At 62.3% G+C, this 18,841-nt stretch carries 18 protein-coding genes and 1 pseudogene; 8 read left to right on the top strand and 11 right to left on the bottom strand.

Going from position 1 to position 18,841, the window contains the following annotated elements:
• Window positions 1-631: hypothetical protein (locus tag XH80_RS05835; RefSeq protein ID WP_271597738.1), on the top strand; the 631-nt coding region annotated here is incomplete at its 5' end.
• 410 nt (window positions 632-1,041) lie between these two features.
• Here XH80_RS05835 and XH80_RS05830 read toward each other — a convergent pair.
• Window positions 1,042-1,593 carry a hypothetical protein gene (locus XH80_RS05830; protein ID WP_271597737.1) on the bottom strand — a complete coding sequence of 184 codons (552 nt, stop codon included), beginning with the start codon at window positions 1,591-1,593 and terminating at the stop codon, window positions 1,042-1,044.
• 260 nt (window positions 1,594-1,853) lie between these two features.
• On the opposite strand from XH80_RS05830, the gene XH80_RS05825 reads away from it, so the two are divergent.
• A complete protein-coding gene (locus tag XH80_RS05825) occupies window positions 1,854-2,747 on the top strand; it encodes a response regulator transcription factor (RefSeq protein WP_271597736.1) in 894 nt (297 codons plus the stop codon).
• Here XH80_RS05825 and XH80_RS05820 read toward each other — a convergent pair.
• The 10 genes and pseudogenes from XH80_RS05820 to XH80_RS05775 form a co-directional block, all read right to left on the bottom strand.
• Window positions 2,744-4,162, bottom strand: coding sequence for an HlyD family type I secretion periplasmic adaptor subunit (locus XH80_RS05820; RefSeq protein ID WP_271597735.1), 1,419 nt, complete (start codon window positions 4,160-4,162; stop codon window positions 2,744-2,746). The two genes, XH80_RS05825 and XH80_RS05820, sit on opposite strands and share 4 nt — an antisense overlap.
• Before the next feature lie 50 nt (window positions 4,163-4,212).
• A complete protein-coding gene (locus tag XH80_RS05815; RefSeq protein WP_271597741.1) occupies window positions 4,213-5,949 on the bottom strand; it encodes a type I secretion system permease/ATPase in 1,737 nt (578 codons plus the stop codon).
• A gap of 142 nt (window positions 5,950-6,091) precedes the next feature.
• Window positions 6,092-6,550 carry a hypothetical protein gene (locus tag XH80_RS05810; RefSeq protein WP_271597734.1) on the bottom strand — a complete coding sequence of 153 codons (459 nt, stop codon included), beginning with the start codon at window positions 6,548-6,550 and terminating at the stop codon, window positions 6,092-6,094.
• A gap of 261 nt (window positions 6,551-6,811) precedes the next feature.
• Complete coding sequence (locus XH80_RS05805) at window positions 6,812-8,185, bottom strand: hypothetical protein (RefSeq protein WP_271597733.1); 1,374 nt, start codon at window positions 8,183-8,185, stop codon at window positions 6,812-6,814.
• Window positions 8,186-8,435: 250 nt separating this feature from the next.
• The gene (locus XH80_RS05800) at window positions 8,436-8,732 is read right to left on the bottom strand and encodes a hypothetical protein (protein WP_271597732.1); all 297 of its coding nucleotides are present in this window, start codon (window positions 8,730-8,732) and stop codon (window positions 8,436-8,438) included.
• 198 nt (window positions 8,733-8,930) lie between these two features.
• A complete protein-coding gene (locus XH80_RS05795) occupies window positions 8,931-9,683 on the bottom strand; it encodes a hypothetical protein (RefSeq protein ID WP_271597731.1) in 753 nt (250 codons plus the stop codon).
• A gap of 68 nt (window positions 9,684-9,751) precedes the next feature.
• Window positions 9,752-10,729, bottom strand: coding sequence for an NADPH:quinone oxidoreductase family protein (locus XH80_RS05790; protein WP_271597730.1), 978 nt, complete (start codon window positions 10,727-10,729; stop codon window positions 9,752-9,754).
• A 232-nt stretch (window positions 10,730-10,961) separates the two neighbouring features.
• A pseudogene (locus XH80_RS05785) lies at window positions 10,962-11,480 on the bottom strand (helix-turn-helix domain-containing protein); the annotation flags it as partial.
• Between the two features lie 83 nt (window positions 11,481-11,563).
• A complete protein-coding gene (locus XH80_RS05780; protein ID WP_271597729.1) occupies window positions 11,564-12,046 on the bottom strand; it encodes a winged helix-turn-helix transcriptional regulator in 483 nt (160 codons plus the stop codon).
• A 41-nt stretch (window positions 12,047-12,087) separates the two neighbouring features.
• Window positions 12,088-12,252, bottom strand: a complete 165-nt coding sequence (locus tag XH80_RS05775; protein WP_271597728.1) for a hypothetical protein — start codon at window positions 12,250-12,252, stop codon at window positions 12,088-12,090.
• On the opposite strand from XH80_RS05775, the gene XH80_RS05770 reads away from it, so the two are divergent.
• The 6 genes from XH80_RS05770 to XH80_RS05745 all read left to right on the top strand — a co-directional run bounded on the left by XH80_RS05770 (window position 12,251) and on the right by XH80_RS05745 (window position 18,828).
• A complete protein-coding gene (locus tag XH80_RS05770) occupies window positions 12,251-12,889 on the top strand; it encodes a 2-hydroxychromene-2-carboxylate isomerase (RefSeq protein ID WP_271597727.1) in 639 nt (212 codons plus the stop codon). The genes XH80_RS05775 and XH80_RS05770 overlap by 2 nt on opposite strands.
• Before the next feature lie 62 nt (window positions 12,890-12,951).
• Entirely contained in the window at window positions 12,952-14,496 is a 1,545-nt protein-coding gene (locus XH80_RS05765; RefSeq protein ID WP_333968647.1) for a class I adenylate-forming enzyme family protein, read from the top strand.
• Between the two features lie 45 nt (window positions 14,497-14,541).
• Window positions 14,542-15,279, top strand: a complete 738-nt coding sequence (locus tag XH80_RS05760; RefSeq protein WP_271597726.1) for an SDR family oxidoreductase — start codon at window positions 14,542-14,544, stop codon at window positions 15,277-15,279.
• Window positions 15,280-15,290: 11 nt separating this feature from the next.
• A complete protein-coding gene (locus XH80_RS05755; RefSeq protein WP_271597725.1) occupies window positions 15,291-16,472 on the top strand; it encodes an acyl-CoA dehydrogenase family protein in 1,182 nt (393 codons plus the stop codon).
• 24 nt (window positions 16,473-16,496) lie between these two features.
• Window positions 16,497-17,627 carry an acyl-CoA dehydrogenase family protein gene (locus tag XH80_RS05750; RefSeq protein ID WP_271597724.1) on the top strand — a complete coding sequence of 377 codons (1,131 nt, stop codon included), beginning with the start codon at window positions 16,497-16,499 and terminating at the stop codon, window positions 17,625-17,627.
• Window positions 17,628-17,640: 13 nt separating this feature from the next.
• A complete protein-coding gene (locus XH80_RS05745; RefSeq protein ID WP_271597723.1) occupies window positions 17,641-18,828 on the top strand; it encodes an acetyl-CoA C-acyltransferase in 1,188 nt (395 codons plus the stop codon).
• The last annotated feature ends 13 nt before the right edge of the window (window positions 18,829-18,841 follow it).

Here is an 18,841-nt window from a genome sequence, read left to right as displayed (position 1 = left end):
GGTAGCATACGGTTGTCTTCGCGGTTTGACGTGGCCCATGGCTGCATGGGCCTATACCTTCGCGCCCGCCAAGGCCGGCAACGACCATTACGCATACGATTACGCGCGGCTTGCCGCCGTCGACGGATACGGTTTGACGTCGACGCAGGACTGGGTGCCGCAGGCACCGTTTGCCCTGGAGTGGATATCAAACCTCAACACGCCAAATCCGCTGCGTGGGTTCGGCGGCAGTCCCAATCCCGAGGGAACGATCGCGCTCGGCAGGGTGGCCGCCGACGGTGAGAGTGCGGTAAATCGCGTTCGCGATGATGCGGCGAAGCGGCTCAAGCAGCGGGTCGAAGCTCTTTCCCGGAGACTGACCTCCGAGACCATCCATTTGAAGGCCGCCGATCTCGGCGCGGCATCCGCCGCACCGATCACGGGATCAACGATCTCGGATGTGATCCAACAGATTCTCGACCAGATTCAGGCCTCGCTGAATTATGCTGACGTCGGCTCGCTGCTGCCGCTATTCGCCACCCCTGGCGGCAACCCGACCGATGGGACGCCGGGATGCCAGAAGCTGGACTATTTCTGGCAGCACCACCTCGGCAACTACCTGAAATACATGACGGAGCAGTATGGCGCCTGAGCCGGCGATGACATTCGGGGCAAGAGAGTCAAGCTTCCACGCGACCAGGCCGGCGCCGCGACGTACAGTCTGTTACGCCGCTTTCTGTAGCTTGATCCCGGGGCGCAGCTCGGCGCGTTGCGCAAGCCGGACCAGCATGCTCAGGCTGAACCGGTTGATCTTTCCGTTCTTGATCTCCGATGTCCGGCCTGAGTAACGCCGACGCAACCAGACCGTTATGGGTGCGAATCCGGTGCGGTGCTCCGAAACCCGCCCGAAGGCCCTGAGTCGGCGATCGGCAGCGTTTGGTAGCGCAAACCTTCGGATGAACTCGCAAATTGCAGAAGAGTCCAGGGGCGGACCAAATCGGCCATGATTGCTTTCACGATTGGCCTTTTGCGGTCACCTCGGTCCGGGTCTGGAGCCCGATCTCATCCGCCCATCCAGGCATGGGCCGGACAACGGCGCGCGCTTAATGGGCGCTTAATGCTTTTGCGCAACAGATAGATCACCAGCGCGGAATTAGTCCAAGTTACGAATGCGAGCCGAGCTCCCGAGGAGGGGAATCGGATGGGACTGATTTTTGTCGGAGTGCTGGCGGGAATCCTGATCGGCTTTGGCTGGTTCGCGCCTTCCCGAGGGTATTTCCTCGGGTGCGCGTCACGACCCTGTTTCGACAGGGTCGCCGTCGCCCAGCCCGCGCGACCAATGCCGACGGCGTTGGCGCAAGAGCCTGCGGTTGTCAGATCGAATTCCGGAACGTCGGCAAAGCCCGGCAAGACTTCATCTCCGAAGAAACGCGGATCGGCCGACCTTGCCAAAGCGGCGTCCCCGCGGACGACGATCAGCGTCCCGGCACCGGAGCGGACCGCGGAAAAGTCGGATCCTGCTCTGGACAAGGCGAAGGTTGCGATCGCGACGCAGTTGGGGGATCCGGAAACGGTCGAACTCAGCGACGTGAAGCGCGCAATGCGAAAGAACATACTTGGCCGTCGCGTGGATACGATTTGCGGGCGCGTGAAAGGAAGAAGCGCGTCAGGCGGCGAGACTGGAGAGAGGCCGTTTCTATATCTCGTGAAGGAGGATGAAGCATATGTCGTCGACGGCAAGTCAGGGTCGGCGGCCTCAACTGCGTATCGAAATATCTGCAATTAGGTGATGCGTCGACTGCGCCACCGCGCGGTATACGCAAAAATGATTTGAGGGGAAAGAATTTCCACCCAGGTGTTCAAGCGATCCAGCAGTGGATGCGGCACTACCTCTCGTGATGGTGCATTCGGGACGAATGCAGCAGCAGGGGAGACGCAATACGGAATGGGAATATCGCGGAAATTCTTTTCATCTCGAGGACATCATGCACGACATAACCAACACTTCAAAACGGCTCAATGAATCGCTTCACTTGCCGGTTCTGGTGATCATCGAGCCGCTCCTGTTGCCTCGTACATGCATTCTGCACGTCCTCAGGAGGGAGTTGGACGAAGTTGAGATCCTTGACATGGCAACGGTCCAAGGTCTGGACTGCACGTCAGCCCGCGATGTTCGTCTGGTGATGCTGAGTATCGCGGACAAGCCGATCGGCGATCCCTCGGTTGAGGACGATCTCGCCTTCGTTGCGGAGTGTTGTCCCAACGCCGCCACTGTGGTCCTGTCAAACCATGACGACGAGCCGACCGTGCAGGCCGCGATGCAGCGGGGCGTGCGTGGCTTTCTTTCCACCTCGCTGCCCATCGAGATCGCGGTAGCTGGCCTGCGCCTTGTTCTTGTCGGCGGCGCCTACAGGCCGTTGCCCGTGGCCGGGATGAACAGGATACCGGATTTCGAGCCGCCGGATGTGCGCGCGCTTGCGCCCTCATATCTGATGAGCGAGGGAACCAGAGTGGCTATCGACAGGAGCGTGACCGATCTCACGCCTCGCGAGCAACAGGTTCTGGCGGAACTGGAACTCGGCCTGCCAAACAAGCTGATCGCCGCCAAATTGGGCCTCTCGGAAAGCACAGTCAAAATGCACATTCAGCATATCATGAGGAAATGTGCTGCGCACAATCGCACGGAAGCCGTCCTCCGCTGGCGTGGCCGGTTGCCCGCGCAGAGTCGCGATCATGACCCCGGCGCGGCTCCCATGCATGAGACTTAGTCCTCTCTGAATGCGCCACGGAAGCTGTCGAGCAGGGGCCTGAGCGCGTAGAGAGCCACGGTGCCGCGTCCTGTCGTGATGAACACTTGAACCGGCATGCCGGGGATGATCTGGATGTCGTTCGCGACGATCTGCCCGTCGTCGATCCGAATCCTGGTCGCGTAGTATGGCTGGTCGGTGCGCTTGTCGAGGAGCCGGTCTGCGGATACGTGCACGACGGTTCCCTTCAGGCGAGGCACGCGACGCTGATTATACGGTACGAGGTTAACTTCGGCACTGAGGCCGGGATGAACTACATCGATGTCCTCGGGCCTCAGGCGCGCGGTTACGATGAGACGGTCTTGCCGGGGCACCAGGTCCATGAGCGGAGCACCCGCTCCGATGACGCCGCCGGCTGTATGAACCCGCAGATCGGTTATCACACCGTCCTCGGGCGCCTTGACCTCCGTTCGCGATAGCTGATCCCTGGCCGCAAGCAACCGCTCGCGGAGCTGGAATATCTGGCTCTGTGCTTCACGAAGCGACTGAGCGATCTCGTTCTGTCTCTCGCTCTCGAGCTTGAACAATGTGGCCTGCTGTTCGCTGATGACCTGCCCGGCGCGGGAAATCTGCGCGGTGATCTCGCCGCGGCGGCCCTCGACGTCGGCCAGCTCCCGCTGCAGGTTCAGGAGCCGCGGCCGCCGTTCGAGTCCCTTGTTGACGAGGGTCGCGACCATATCCAGTTCCTCCCGGACGATGTCGACCCGCTGCCCGGCGGCGGTTTCCTGAGCCTTGAGACCTTCGATCTCCTTCTCGACTTGACGCCTTCGTTCGCGAATGACCGCAAGCTGCGACTCGTGAACCTGCAGGCGCGCCTGGAAAATGAACTGCTGCGCCGACACCGCAGCGGCGGCCACGCCGCTCTGCCTGCTGTCCTGTTCCAGCGCGTCCGGAATTGCGATCCTCTCGAATCTCTGCTGCTCGGCTTGAAGCCGAGCGGCACGAGCAGCTGCATCCCAAAATTGGCCTTGAAGACTTTGCACCTCCGAGCTCGCCCTAGTGTCCTCCAGCGCGACCAGTGTTTGGCCGCTGCGCACGATATCGCCATCCGAAACCAGGATCTTGCTGATGATACCGCCTTCCAGATGCTGGATCGTCTTGCGGCTCGATTCCGATTCCACGACGCCGGAGGCGATCGCGGCGCTCTCGAGCGGCGCGAGGCTCGCCCATGTCCCGAGCCCCAGCATGAAGCAGAGCACCAGCAGATTGCCCGCGACGGTGATACCGCGAAGCCTTCCGCGCGGAGAGGTCGGCGTGGGCGTCGAGCACCACGGAAATTCCAGAGGCTCGAAATCGTCGATTGCGGTCACCACGACGCCAAATCGCCGGGCGGGCGGGGGGCTCGCCGGCGCTCGCATGAGCTGGTCCCAGATCACGGGAAGCCTCGAGACGGCGGGAAGCTTCCAGGTGGTGAGAAAGTTCCAGATCATGGCGCAATCTGCGAAGTAACCTGGGGTCGGCTCAGGTGCCGTTCAAAGATGTCCTCGCTGTCGCCGAACGCGGCGACCGCACCGTCCTCCATGATGGCAATCTTGTCCGTAGCGGCGAGAAGACCCATCCGGTGAGTGATGACGACAAGGATGACGCCTGCGAGCTTCATGCGCTCGATGGCATCAAGGAGCATTCGCTCGCCCCCGTAGTCGAGGCTGGCGTTGGGTTCGTCGAGAACGATGAGGCGCGGACTGCCGAAGAAGGCGCGGGCAAGACCGAGGCGCTGCCGATACCCGCGCGAGAAGGTTGCTTCGCTCTGAACCACCGTGTCGTAACCCTCCGGTAGGCGCATGATCGCCCCATGGATTCCGGCGAGCTTGGCCGCTTCGACGACCGTCCGCCGGTCGGCATCTTCAAGGCGTGCGATGATGTCGTTGATGGTGTCGCCGATCAGGTTGATGTCCTGTGGGAGATATCCGAGGCGGTCGCCGTTTCGGCCCTCGCGAAGCAGCGGGACGTCGGTATTGTCGAGGAGGACACGGCCATGCGTCGGCATTGACAGCCCAGCGATCACTTGGCCGAGCAAGGACTTGCCTGACCCGGACGGACCGATAATGCCAAGGCATTCTCCGGGCATGAGGCTGAACGAGACGCTGTTCAGCAGAAGATGGTTGGTCCCCGCAAGCCACACGCTGACATTATCAACGACGAGGCCGCTTCGCGCCTGCGGCGGGAAAGCCACGGCGCTCTCTTGCCGCGCTACGGGGAATGCGGCGAGAAGTTCGCCGAGCCGCTGACAGGCGCTCACCGCCGTCACGAGTGATTTCCAGCCTGCGACCGCACTTTCGGTCGGCGCGAGCGCCCGGCTGAACATCAGCGTAGCAGCAAAGATGATTGCCGGGCTCTTCCCGTGATCGAGGACGAGCCACGCGGCAGCCCCCATGATCAGGACCTGCGACAGCGCACGAACCGGCTTGGTGGCCAGTGAGACGATCTCGCCTCGACGGAGTGCCACATCGTGCTCTCTGCGGGCGTGCTGCGCGTCACGGTGGATCATGCGCGCAGCGCTATCGAGCATTCCCATGGCACGGATCATGTGGATGTTGCTCGCTGCAGTCTGAAGGCGGCCGCAGCTTCTGGACAGCGCGGCACCGGATCTGAGCAGAACGTCTTCCGTGACCAGCTCTCCGGCAACCGCGAGCGCGAACAGGAAGGCGACGGAGCAGGCGCCCACCACGCCAAGCAGGGGATGGATCAGAAACAGGACAAGGAGGAACAAGGGCGCCCAGAGCGCATCGAACAGCATCGGACATGCGCCGGACTCGACGAACTGGCGCAGCACGGTGAGATCCCGATACGCGCCAGACGCTCGCGTCCAATCGCTGCGGAGCGCCGATTCGAGGCCTGCCGAAAGCACGCAAGGACGAAGGCGATCGTCGAGCCAGGCGCCAAGGCGTCCAAGGACGGCGCGCCGCAATGCATCGAACACGCTGCCGACGACCACCGTGATCGCGACAATGAGTGTGAGCAGGAGCAAGGTGTCGCCGCTCCGGCTCGACAACACCCGGTCGTAGATCTGGAGAAGATAGATGGAGGGCGCAAACAGAAGCAGGTTGTAGCTGCAGCTATATGCGAATACGAGACCGAGAGGTCCGGCGCAGGACCGGAGGGCCGCGTGCAGTGGCGTCCCGATCTGCGGCAGGATAGGCAGCCGAATGGGCGGCATCAGCATGATCGTCACCGCCTGAAATCGAGGTCCGGCGTAGTTGACCGATGGCCAACGCCATCTGCCAACGGTATCAGCGGGGTATTAGCTCGAACTTCAGGACCGGTGGCGGTGGCCACCGATCCTGCACAGTCGGACGAGCCGGTGGTCAGAACGTATCGAGGTGGAAGCTCACTTCTCCGCCCAGCGCGGCGTTGCCGTCTCCACCATTTCCGCCGATGCCGGCCACGACTTCCTGGTGCTGGTCCACCGAGACCTTGTTGATCTGGGTCGCATCCGTATTGGCGTATACCTTGGAGGTATCGTAACCGCTGTAGGACTTCTGGCTTCCGTTCGACTCGGCGTCTCCGCCATGGGCCTTCGAAAACCACGAGGCCGTCGCCTTGGCGCCGCCGGCGTCCCAATCTGCCGTCTGCTTGACGTGATCGCCGGTGTTCACGTGCACGTCGGCACCGACCGCCTTGTTGGTCGGATCGAAGTTGAGCGTCGGCTTGCTGATGATAGCTCCCTTGAAGCTGCCGTCACCGCCATTTCCGACGTTCTGACCACCGGTGCTGATCGATTTGAATTCGATCGAGTCCGAAATGTGGATCGCTTTGGGCATCATGTGTGCCTCCCTCTGTTGGCTTTCGTGCATCATCCATCCCGATCAGGCGGACGCGCGCGGCAAGTCTGATCCGCCCACGCGCGGTGGCGATAGATGCCAAATCGGACACCATCCGGCTTGGTCGACCTACGTACGAAAGTATAACATTCGTCGCGCACCATCGGAGCTCGAAGCATCCAGGAGGGCCCGCAGGGCGAGCTTGCATGCGCAGAGCATCGACGCAGTTCGCGATCGGACCTGTGCGAGCGGCGTGATGTTTCGCTAACCCATCAGGTGAAGATCCGACAGAAGATGTGCGGAAAGATCGCCACCCAGCGCGAGATTGCCGTGGCCGCCGTCCCCGCCAACACCGGCGATCTGGACCGCACTCTGGTCGATGTGCACGTTGTTGACCTGATCGGCCACGGCCGTCGAATGGGGACCTGCAATTGCGATATTGATGGGTGCATAGATCGCGACGCTGACATCGACCAGGCTGCCGGCAAAATATCCGTTGCCGCCATTGCCTGCGCCGTTCGAACCGGTCGCGATCGTGTCGGAGCCGCCCCACAGGCCATGGGAAAGCAGGCTTGCATGGCCGCCCGTCGCGGCGTTGCCGTTGCCGCCGTGCCCGCCAATGCCGGCGATCTGAATGATGGATTGATCCACGTAGGCGTCGTTGGTCTGGACCGAATGAGTGTTGGAGCCATAGCCCGCGACTGCGATGTTGATCGGGTCGTAAACCACGACGGAGGAATGAACGAGGCCGCCGTAGAATGCGCCGTCACCACCATTGCCGGCCTGACTTCCGCCGGTGTGAACGTCCGGGACGCCCCCTCCGTTGCTTGATCCCCAACTGGGGTCGAGCGTCATGACGCTGCCGCCGGCGGCCACGTTGGCATTTCCGCCGCTTCCGCCGATGCCCGCGATCTGAGTGGCCGATTGATCGATGTGGACCGTGTTCGATTGGCTTGCCTGCGCAGTGCCGCCCGAGCCCGCCACGCCAATATTGATCGGATGGTAGATCACCACGGGAGCGTCCACCAATGCACCCGAGAAATAACCGCTGCCCCCATTTCCGGCGCCGTTGTCGCCGCTCGCGATCACGCCGGAGCTTGAGGACGTACCTATGCTCCCTCCCAATGCAATGTTGCCATTGCCGCCATGGCCGCCGACGCCGGCCATTTGAAAGGCGGATTGATCGACATTCAAATTGTTGGACTGGTCGGCCAGGGCGACCGAGCCGTATCCCAAACTCACCGAGATGTTGATCGGTTCATAGATCAACAGGGACGCGTGAATGATACTTCCGTAAAAGTAGCCATCGCCGCCGTTCCCGGCCGTGTTGGCTCCGCTCTCGGCTGTAGCAATTCCCATCCCCGAATGTGATGCGCCGGAGGCGGGCATGGTGGACGAAACATCCAGGCTCGCCGCAGCGTGGTTACCGGCGTGGCCGCCCGTGTCCTGGGTATTCGGGCTCGCGGGGGCCGCTGCAGGACCAGCAGATTGACTTGCAAACGGGTCGGGACCGCCGACCGCGTCGGTCAGGAAGGGGGGGCTCGGTGCCGGACCCGCCTCATCGTCACCAGCGTACCCATCGTGCCGATGAGGCGCGTGATGCAGCCGGATCCCATCCGACATCCGCGAAAAATCCATCGTAGCCTCCCTCATCGCAATCGCTCCACGCAATCGGACGGGTTCTACACTTCAGACAGAATGTCATCCCGGGAAGGTCGAAAGCCCAGTCGTCAGTTCGGATATGGCGCTTCGTCTAGCAGCCGTAACATCGGCTACATCCGTTCGGGTAAAGCCCCTGATTTCCTCGGCGGGCCTGGCTGGACTCGAACCTGCAACCAGACCGTTATCAGCGGTGGGCCAACCTGACCTTGCGCAGGGCTGGGCTCTTCTACAGCGGCTGGGCCAAAGGGTACTTTTGGGCGTGAAATGCACCGAAGCGCGCGGTGATCTGATCTTGCAAGGTGGCGAGGCTTGCGCGGTCGCCATCGAAACAATCCGACCAGACGTCTCGCCCGGTCTGAAGATCCGTGAGGGACACATTGACGCGGACTTGATTGCCATTGCGCCGCACTGCGCCCTGTACTGCCCATCGGATGCCGAGATCCTTCCCAAGCGTCCTTGGCTCGATCTGCTTGTTCCTGTAGGTAAACGCCGTACCGCGTCCGATGACGAATGCGCCAGGCATTTGCGCGAGACCGTTGCCTCCCCGCGGGAGCCGCCATGCCCGGAAAGTAGCAGATTATGGGAGCTTGTCGCTGGGCAAATCTCCGCTAGGTCAAACTGGAACCTCGCGGGAGGGGCAGCTCTTGGCTCAAAGCTGACATCGGTATTGCCCGCATGTGTCGCCGCGTGCCGTGGTCCAGCCTGCGGCAGCCGCGGCTCTCTATTTCATCCCGAGCTGAACCTGCCGATCAACGACAATCCAGATGGCACGGCCGACTGCGAGCAGGTTCTCCTCTTCACCAAAGAGCGCAGCTTCGGCGATGAGACGGCGGCCTTCGCTGCCAATCTTCCAGGACGTCACCACGCATCGTTCACCCGGTCGCGGCCGGCGATCGATGCGCACAGAAAGGCGGCCGAGCAAGATCGGTAAGACCGTGAAGTTCCCGGTTTCGGAATCGAACTGAGATACATAGCCAGTCGGACAGTCCAGCGCAGACCACACGAACTCAGGCGCAACCAGCCCATCGTCGGCGGCGAGAGAGGCGTCAGGCCTCCAAGGTACAGCAAACACGCCGCTGCGGCCTTGTCGTCGCAGCGGCCCTGCGAAAAGCCGTAACCCGTCGCCGGGCGCTCGCTCCGGTCCGCAAACGAAGCACATAGGTAACAGATGCTCATGCGGCTTTAGTGGAGTTTGCTTTTCAGCGTCAAGGGCCTCAGCGTAGGTCGCGCCCTCAAGGCGGCTGACGTCGAGCGTCACGGCCCGGCCGCTTGCTATTGCCGCCGTGCCTTGGCGCAGCTCCCACGCGCCTGTCTCGAGCTCCACAATATCCAGCTCTGTCTCCAAGGGAGGCGGAGCGCGTAGCGTTACTTCCGCGGCACCGGCGATCTGGCGCGCCAGCATCCCACACACATAGCCGCCGTTGCCGGAATTTGGCGGACCACGAAAGCGGCGAGGGATTGTCAGCGTCTGCATATCAATCCACCTTCCCGGATCACGAATGGGCCGCTGATGACCTCAAGTTAACATCGATCGTCATAGGATCATCTCACCTGAAGTACAATTCTACCTGCGACCGATCGGCTTTCGATGGCGCTCATCGCCTCGGCCGCTCGCTCCAAGGGCAGCACACGATCGACGTGAGGGCGCAGCTTACCTTCACTGATCCATTGCAAGATCTTGTCGGCGGCGCGTGAGCTCTCATCTGGAAAGCGGTCCGCCCAAGCGCCGGTGAACACGCCGACGACGGAATAATTCTTCAGGAGGGGAAGATTCATCGGGAGAGAGGGCACCTCTCCGCCAGCGAAGCCGATCGGCAACAGCCTTCCGTTCCATCGTATGAGGCGAGCCAGTGTCTGGAACAAGGCGCCACCTACATTGTCCACACAGACGTCGATTCCTTCACCTGCGGTAAGCGCCTTGATCCGGTCACGCACGTCCTCGCTGGAATAGTTGATGACTGCTTCGGCGCCGTAGTCGCGGACGATCGCTGTCTTGGCGGCGGCGCCGACGGCACCGATGACGCGGGCGCCGAGCATGTGGGCCAGCTCAACGCAGGCAAGACCCACGCCACCGGCCGCACCCGTCACCAAAACAGTCTCGCCCGGTTCAAGGCGGGCGCGATCCACTAGCGTATAATAAGCCGTCAGATAAATATGTAATACGGTCGAACCCACGCCAAAATCAACGTTGTCGGGCAGCCGGCTTGTTCGGCTGGCCTTCGCGGTCATTCGTTCTGCGAAGCCGCCATACCAGTTTTCGCAGGTCACGCGGTCGCCTGGGCGAAACCGATCGACCTCGCTGCCCACCGCGACCACCACTCCGGCAGCGTCCGTTCCCGGCACATAGGGAAGGGGCGGCCGCATTTGGTAGCCACCAGAGACCATCAGATAGTCCATGTAGCTCACCGAGGCCGCATGCACCTCAATCAGGACTTCGTCAGGCCTAGGCTGTGGCTCCGCCGCATCGCCAACAGTCAGCGATTTGATCCCATCGAACGCCGAGCAAAGTACAGCACGCATTCTCGCCTCCCGGACAAGCGACCGACTCCATTCTATATGTCCTCTTGACTACATTGTACGTTCAAACCAACTGCGGAAGCCACTCGGCTTCTTGGGCGACAAATTCGATCTTGCCTGCGCAGAGCGGCGGGTTCTCCACACCCACGAAATCAAGATCCCATCGATCGCCTCTGGCACTAGCGCTCTGCCGCTTGCAACTGGAGCTCTCGGTCATGGAGAGTTCGGGCCATTGCTATGAACCTGCATGGCGCCGCCAAGTGCTCGGAGTCGCTCCGGTCAGCTTCCTGAAGGCCGCGCCGAACGCGGCTTGGGAAGAATAGCCCAGCGCGACCGCGATCGAGAGCACGGACGCGTCGGTGTCGCGCAGCATATTTTTGGCTTCCTCCAGCCGTTGGTGGCGACGCCATGCATGTGGGGACAGCCCGGTGCTTTCCTTGAAGGCGCGGCAGAAGGGGAATCTCGAAAGACCTGCATCAGACGCGAGCGCCGCAAGCGATACGTCGGCGTCGCTGTCCGAACGCAGGCGCTCGATTGCGCGGCGCAACATCATCGGTGAGAGGCCGCCCAGAGTCGGCTGGGACGTGGTCGGCACACCGACATGCGCTGCCAGCAGGCGCGTGGCCACGAGGTCCATCAGCTGCTGCCTGAATAGTGTATCCAGGCTGACATTGCCGTCCATGGCGCCGGCCGCGGTCAGGAGCAATCGGGATGTATTGGGATCGGGATGCGCCGTTCGCTCCAGCAGATTGGTTGAGGTGGCGCCGCCGAGCTCACATGCCATTGCGCATCGTCAACGACCGGCTGGGCCGCGTCAGTGGTGAATGGCACTCGCGATTATCGTGCGGCGGCGCCGGTGCGTGTGGGTTTCCGCGCGCCGGGGCCCGGATGGACGTGAACCGCCTTCGCCGTCAGCGGCTCGCCGCACTCCGAGCAGACCATGACGGGATCAAACATCTTGTGGCAGTTCTTGTGCTCGTGCAGCAGTGGCCGTCCGCGCGAGTCGACCATGTGGACATTGCCCCAATGCACGATTGACATGATGATCGGATAGAGGTCGAGACCTTTCTGCGTCAGGATATATTCGTAGCGCTTGGGCGCGTCCTGATAGGGAATCCTGCGCAGCACGCCGAAGCGCACCAGCTTCTTCAGCCGGTCGGCCAGCAGGTGGCGGGTCACGCCAAGCGACGACTGGAATTCGTCGAATCTGCGGATGCGGAGAAAACATTCGCGCAGAATGAGCAGGCTCCAGCGATCACCGATGACGGCCACGGTGCGGGCCAGCGAGCACGGCTCCTCCTCAAGGGCATCCCATTTCATCAACGTCTCCAGTCCATCTGCGGCATCAATCAATATAAATTCTAAATCAGAACTTGCGCCATTTCAATATGATCGCCAATTTCGGCGGAAATCCGCCATTGAATGATGAAGATCATATTGACAGTTCTAAAATAGAACCATAGAAATCGCGCAACGATCAATCGCGCGGCAGGCAGTAGCCGCCATCGAAGGGAAGGGCGTTCCATGGCAGCTCCGCTCAAGGTCGAGTTTCACTTCGATTTCGGCAGCCCCAACGCCTACCTCGCCGAACTCGCGCTGCCCGCCATCGAGCAGCGTACGGGGGTGAAGTTCGATTACGTGCCGGTGCTGCTCGGCGGCGTCTACAAGGCGACCGGAAACATGTCGCCCGCCGAGTCGCTGCGCGGGATCAAGAACAAGCCGGAATACAACGCGCGCGAGACCGAGCGCTTCCTGCGCCGGCACAATATCACGAAGTTCAGGATGAACCCGTTCTTCCCGGTCAACACACTCGCGTTGATGCGCGGCGCGGTCGCGGCCGAGTTCGAGGGAATGTTCGAGTCCTACTTCCGCGCGGCCTATCATCACATGTGGGTCGAGCCCAAGAAGATGGACGACACACAGGTCTTTCGCGAAGCGTTCCAGTCCTCAGGGTTGGACGTCGATCGCATCATCGCGCGCGCCCAGCAGGATGATGTCAAGAAGAAGCTGATCGAGAATACCAGCAGCGCCGTCGCCCGCGGCACTTTTGGCTCCCCGACCTTCTTCGTCGGTAATGAGATCTATTTTGGCAAGGACAGCCTGCGCGACGTCGAGGACGAAATCCTCATGCAACTGAGCTCGGGGAAACGCAAGACCGCCTGATGGCGCATCAGCTTTCAGATAAATCGAGCCCGGAGAGGGCCCAGCAACGGGAGGTGTCGTTGGTGAATTGGCAGCAGGCTGCAGACGAGATTCTAGATGTATTGCCGCGCCGCATCCATGAGGTGATGGACCCGTATGTTGCCACCACGCCTGATCGGACAGCGCTGATCGATGACAACGCCAAACTGACCTATCTTGAGCTCGACCGTGCGGTCGGTGCCACCGCGGACGCGCTACGCGCGCTCGACATCCGGGCCGGGGATCGCATCATGCTCGTCAGCGAGAACTCGATCCCGCTGGCCTGTCTCCTGCTCGCCGCAAGCCGGCTCGATGCCTGGGCGATCGTCGCCAACCCGCGCCTGTCGCCGCGCGAGCTCGACCAGATCAGGGATCACAGCGGCGCCCGGCGGATGTTCTTCACGGCAAAGGTCTCGGAAGAGGCGGCCGCACACGCGACGCGTTATGAGGCTCCGCTGCGGGATGTCGGACCGTTCGACAGCATCGGCGTGTCCGGGCTGAACCGGGAAACCAAGGCCGAGCCGGTCGAGGCCGACGGCGCACGCCAGGTGGCGGTGCTCATCTACACGTCCGGAACCACCGGAGCGCCGAAGGGCGTCATGCTCACGCACCGGAACCTGCTGTTCTCGGCCCGGACCACCGCAACTTTGCGCAGCATGACCGCAGACGACGTGCAGTATTGCGTGCTGCCGATCTCGCACATTGTCGGCATCTCGCTTCTAACGATGACGCTCATGGTCGGTGCGGTCACCCGGCTGGTCACCAAATACAATCCCGCCGCGCTTGCCAAGGCACTCGCAGAGGAGGGCATCACGCTCCTGAACGGCGTGCCTGCGACCTACCAGCGGCTGCTCGAATACAAGCAGACGGCGGGCCTGCAGAGGCTGGAGCGCGGGTCGCTGCGGCTGATGAGCGTCGCTGGTGCGCCGCTCGATTTGGAGCTCAAAGCGCGGGTCGAGAAGGAGCTTGGTCTTCCTCTCGGCAACGCCTTCGGCATCACCGAATGCTCGCCTGGCATTTCCGGCGTTCGGGCGGAGGCGCCGCGCAACGACAATTCGGTTGGCACTCTCGTGCCGGGTATCGAGGCTCGAATCGTGGCCCGAGACGGCACTATCGTGACCAACGGCGATATCGGTGAACTGCATGTCCGTGGACCGAACGTGATGCTCGGCTATTACCGCGCGCCGGACCTCACGGCAAAGGCGATCGACCCGGATGGGTGGTTCAACACGGGCGACCTGGCGCGCTTCGAGGGCGAGGCGATGTTCATCGTCGGACGCACCAAGGAGATGATCATCCGGTCCGGCTTCAACGTCTATCCGGCCGAGATCGAGGCGGTGCTGAGCACCCATCGCGACGTCGTGCAGTGCGCCGTGGTCGGACGGCAGGTCCCGGGCAATGAAGAGATCGTGGCGTTCGTCCAGCTCCTCAAGGGCTCGTCGGCAACCGCGCAGGATTTGATGGCGCATGTCGCGCCCGAGCTCACGTCCTACAAGCGGCCGTCGGAGATCATCCTCATGGACGCGCTGCCGGCCACGTCGACCGGAAAGCTGCTGAAACACAAGCTGGCGGAATCGCTGCGCAACTGACGCGCGCGAGATCGCTTCAACAAGTCACCAGGCTGGAGAAGTCCCATGCAGAAGAGAAACAGGACGGTTGCAGTGATCGGCGCCGGTGATTTTATCGGCGGCGAAATTGCCAAGAAATTCGCCTCCGAGGGCTTCACGGTGTTCGCCGGTCGCCGCAATGGCGACAAGCTCGCGCCGTTGGTCAAGGACATCGAAGCCGCCGGCGGCGAGATTCATGCGCGCTCGCTCGATGCACGCAAGGAGGAGGAGATCATCTCGTTCCTGAACGACGCCGACAAGCACGCGCCGCTCGAGGTCTGCATCTTCAACATCGGTGCCAACGTCAACTTCCCGATCCTCGAGACCACCGAGCGGGTGTTCCGAAAAGTCTGGGAGATGGCCTGCTACTCCGGATTCCTTGCAGGCCGCGAGGCTGCGCGGCTGATGCTGGCGCGCGGGGGCGGTAACATCTTCTTCACCGGCGCGACCGCGTCCTTGCGTGGCGGTTCCGGCTATGCCGCGTTCGCCAGCGCGAAGTTCGGCCTCCGGGCCGTCGCGCAGGCGATGGCCCGTGAACTCGGGCCGAAGAACATCCATGTCGCGCATCTCATCATCGATTCCGGCGTCGATACCGAATGGGTACGGCAGCGCCGGCTCGAAGCGCTCGGCCCCAATGCATTGGACAATCCGGACCTGCTGATGCCACCCGCCTCGGTGGCGACGTCCTATTGGCAGCTCTACCAGCAGCCCAAAAGCGCCTGGACGTTCGAGCTTGAGATCCGTCCCTTCGGCGAGAAGTGGTAGGGAGCGCCCCGATGGAGCTCGCGCTATCCCCGGAAGACGCGGTGTTTCGCGACGAAGTCCGCGCCTTCATTAAGGACAATTATCCGGCCGAAATGCGCGTTCCCAATCCGGAGACCGATCTCTCCAAGGAGCAGATGCTGCTGTGGCATCGCATCCTCCACAAGAAGGGCTGGATCGCGCCGCTCTGGCCCAAGGAATATGGCGGCCCCGGCTGGTCCATCACCCGTCGCTTCATTTTCGAGCAGGAGACCACGCGCGCCGGCACCATGCCGCCTTTGGCATTCAGCGTGACCATGGTCGGACCGGTGATCTACACGTTTGGCAATGATGCCCAGAAGCAAAAGTTTCTGCCGCGGATCCTCTCGGGCGAGGACTGGTGGTGCCAGGGCTACTCGGAGCCTGGATCGGGTTCGGACCTTGCCACAGTTCGCACCAAGGCGGTGCGCGACGGCGATCATTACGTCGTCAACGGTCACAAGACCTGGACGACGCTGGCGCAGCACGCCGACTGGATCTTCTGCCTGGTGCGGACCGATCCGGCCGCAAAGCCGCAATCCGGCATCTCGTTTCTCCTGATCGACATGAAGTCGCCGGGCGTCAGCGTGCGGCCGATCATCACCATCGACGGTTCGCGCGAGGTCAACGACGTCTTCCTCGAAAATGTCCGTGTGTCCGTCGAAAACCTGATCGGCGAGGAGAATAAGGGCTGGACCTACGCCAAATTCCTGCTCGGCAATGAGCGTACCAGCATGGCCGGCATCGGCCGCTCAACGCGCTACATCGCGAAGTTGAAAGCGATCGTCAAGGCGGAGATCCCGGAGGACGATCCAGCCCACCTCGAATTCCTCAGGGACATCGCCCGCGTCGAGCTCGACGTGCTGGCGCTGGAGGCAACCGAGCTGCGCGTCGTAGCGCAAATGGCTCGTGGCATCGATCCGGGGCCGGCGGCCTCGCTGTTCAAGATCCGCGGCACCGAGATCTTCCAGGACATCACCGAGTTGACGCATCGCTCAATCGGCAACTACGGGCTGGCTATCCGCGAGCATCCCGTCAGCGCCAATCACTTTATGCCGGGACCGGATTACGCTCACACCGCATCGGAGAAGTATCTGAACTCGCGCAAGCTCTCCATCTACGGCGGATCCAACGAGATCCAGCGCAACATCATCGCCAAGGCCGTGCTCGGTCTCTAGCGAACAGCAGCACGGAGGAACCGGATGGATATCCAATTCATGGAAGAGCAAGAGCTACTCCGATCCAGCGTCCAGCGCCTGCTGCGCGACCAGTATGATTTCGACGCGCGCCGCAAGATCGTCGCGAGCGAGGAGGGCTACAGCCGCCAGCGGTGGCAGGCCTTCGCGGAACTCGGCCTCCTGGGCGCGCCGTTCTCCGAGGAGGTCGACGGGCTCGGTGGCGGTCCGCTCTCGACCATGATCATCATGCAGGAGTTCGGCCGGCATCTTGTGGTCGAGCCTTTCGTCGAGACGGTGGTTCTCGCTGGCAGTCTCCTCGAGCAGTTAGGCTCCGTCGAACAGAAACAAGGCTTCATCGCCGACATCATCGCCGGCAACAAGATCTGGGCGCTGGCCTGGACGGAGAACGGCTCGCGCTTCGATCTCACCAATGTCACCACCACGGCGCGACGCGGGGGCAACGGCTATGTTTTGACCGGCCAGAAGGCCGCGGTCATTGCCGCGCCCTGGGCTGACTATCTGATCGTTTCGGCGCGCACCTCCGGCCAGCAGCGCGATCGCGGGGGCGTCAGCCTGTTCGTGGTCGATCGCCGCTCCGCCAACCTCGATCTGCAGAGCTTCAAGACCATTGATGGCCGTCGCGCGGCGGAGATCAGCCTGCGTGGCGTCACCGGCCAATTGCTGGGTCAGGAAGGCGAGGGGATAGCCGCGCTGGAAGCCTGCCGCGACCGTGCCATCGGCGCGCTCTGCGCCGAGGCGGTCGGTGCGATGTCCGAGCTGAATGCGGCGACGCTGGACTATTCCAAGACCCGCAAGCAGTTCGGGACGACGATCGGCTCGTTCCAGGTGCTGCAGCATCGGATGGTCGACATGTTCATCGCGCATCAGGAAGCGCTCTCATTGATGCAGCATCTCACGCTCAGCCTCGATGCAGGCGAGGCTGGCATCTCGCGGCTGGCGTCTGGTGCCAAGTCCAAGATCGGCTATGCCGGCAGATTCATCGCCGACCAGGCCGTGCAGCTGCACGGTGGCATGGGCATGACCGACGAATTGAGCATCGGGCATTATTTCAAGCGGATTTCCTCCATCAACATCCAGTTCGGCGATCCTGCCTTCCACCTGTTGCGCTACGCGCAGCTCGATGCGGCCGCCTAGCAGAGAGGCAGACATGACGACCGAAGCAGTAATCGTATCCACCGCGCGTACCGGTGTCGGCAAGGCCTATCGCGGCGCGCTCAACAATACCGATGGTCCGACGCTGGCCGGCCACGTGATGGCCGAGGCGGTGAAGCGCGCAGGCATCGCGCCGGCCGAAGTCGAAGATGTGGTGATGGGCTGCGCCATGCAGCAGGGCACCATGGTGATGAACGTCGCCCGCAAGGGAGCGATCCGTGCCGGTCTTCCCGTGACGGTGGCCGGCACGACGATCGACCGGCAATGCGCCTCCGGCTTGCAGGCGATCGCGGTCGCCGCGCGCTCGGTGATGCTCGACGGCGTCGAGATCGCAATCGGCGGCGGCATCGAGTCGATCAGCCTGGTGCAGAACGATCACATGAACAAATTTCATGCCGTCGACCAGGATCTCATGGCGATGAAGCCGGAGATGTACATGTCGATGCTCGAGACCGCCGAAGTGGTCGCCGAGCGCTACAAGATTGGGCGCGACCAGCAGGACGAATACTCGCTCGAATGCCAGCGCCGTGTCGGTGCCGCGCTTCAGGGCGGTCGCTTCAATGACGAGATCGTGCCTATCACGACCAAGATGGCGTTGGTCGACAAGGATACCAAGCAGGTCAGTTATCAGCAGGTCACGCTGAGCCGGGATGAAGGCCCGCGGCCGGATACCACGGCTGACGGCCTCGCCAAGATCAAGCCGGTGTTCGAAGGCAAGACCATCAGCGCCGGCAATGCTAGCCAGCTCTCGGATGGCGCCTCGGCCTGCGTGATCATGAGCGACAAGATCGCCGCTCAGAAGGGCTTGACGCCGCTCGGCATCTTCCGCGGCTTCGTCGCCGCTGGCGTCGAGCCGGACGAAATGGGTGTCGGGCCGGTCGCTGCAATCCCGCGGCTCCTCAAGCGTCACAACCTCAAGATCGATGACATCGATCTGTGGGAGCTCAACGAGGCCTACGCGGTGCAGGTGATCTATTGCCGCGACAAGCTCGGCATCGATCCGAACAAGCTCAACGTCAACGGCGGCTCGATCGCGATCGGTCATCCCTATGGCATGACCGGAGCGCGGCTTACGGGGCATATCCTGCTCGAAGGCCGGCGGCGCAAGGCCAAGTACGGCGTGGTGACCATGTGCGTCGGCGGCGGCATGGGTGCCGCGGGCCTGTTTGAAATCGTCCACTGATCGGAAACGGAGT

The organism is Bradyrhizobium sp. CCBAU 45384, from assembly GCF_028128665.1.
Lineage (GTDB): Bacteria > Pseudomonadota > Alphaproteobacteria > Rhizobiales > Xanthobacteraceae > Bradyrhizobium > Bradyrhizobium manausense.
The sequence above is the reverse complement of the archived record's forward strand: the minus strand, read 5'-3'. Positions and strand labels throughout refer to the sequence as shown.

Coding starts and splice junctions, on each gene's coding strand:
- XH80_RS05830 (WP_271597737.1), bottom strand. CDS start 1,593: ATGTTCTTTCGCATTGCGCGCTTCACGTCGCTGAGTTCGACCGTTTCC.
- XH80_RS05815 (WP_271597741.1), bottom strand. CDS start 5,949: ATGCTGATGCCGCCCATTCGGCTGCCTATCCTGCCGCAGATCGGGACG.
- XH80_RS05810 (WP_271597734.1), bottom strand. CDS start 6,550: ATGATGCCCAAAGCGATCCACATTTCGGACTCGATCGAATTCAAATCG.
- XH80_RS05805 (WP_271597733.1), bottom strand. CDS start 8,185: ATGGATTTTTCGCGGATGTCGGATGGGATCCGGCTGCATCACGCGCCT.
- XH80_RS05800 (WP_271597732.1), bottom strand. CDS start 8,732: ATGCCTGGCGCATTCGTCATCGGACGCGGTACGGCGTTTACCTACAGG.
- XH80_RS05795 (WP_271597731.1), bottom strand. CDS start 9,683: ATGCAGACGCTGACAATCCCTCGCCGCTTTCGTGGTCCGCCAAATTCC.
- XH80_RS05790 (WP_271597730.1), bottom strand. CDS start 10,729: ATGCGTGCTGTACTTTGCTCGGCGTTCGATGGGATCAAATCGCTGACT.
- XH80_RS05780 (WP_271597729.1), bottom strand. CDS start 12,046: ATGAAATGGGATGCCCTTGAGGAGGAGCCGTGCTCGCTGGCCCGCACC.
- XH80_RS05770 (WP_271597727.1), top strand. CDS start 12,251: ATGGCAGCTCCGCTCAAGGTCGAGTTTCACTTCGATTTCGGCAGCCCC.
- XH80_RS05775 (WP_271597728.1), bottom strand. CDS start 12,252: ATGGAACGCCCTTCCCTTCGATGGCGGCTACTGCCTGCCGCGCGATTG.
- XH80_RS05760 (WP_271597726.1), top strand. CDS start 14,542: ATGCAGAAGAGAAACAGGACGGTTGCAGTGATCGGCGCCGGTGATTTT.
- XH80_RS05755 (WP_271597725.1), top strand. CDS start 15,291: ATGGAGCTCGCGCTATCCCCGGAAGACGCGGTGTTTCGCGACGAAGTC.
- XH80_RS05750 (WP_271597724.1), top strand. CDS start 16,497: ATGGATATCCAATTCATGGAAGAGCAAGAGCTACTCCGATCCAGCGTC.
- XH80_RS05745 (WP_271597723.1), top strand. CDS start 17,641: ATGACGACCGAAGCAGTAATCGTATCCACCGCGCGTACCGGTGTCGGC.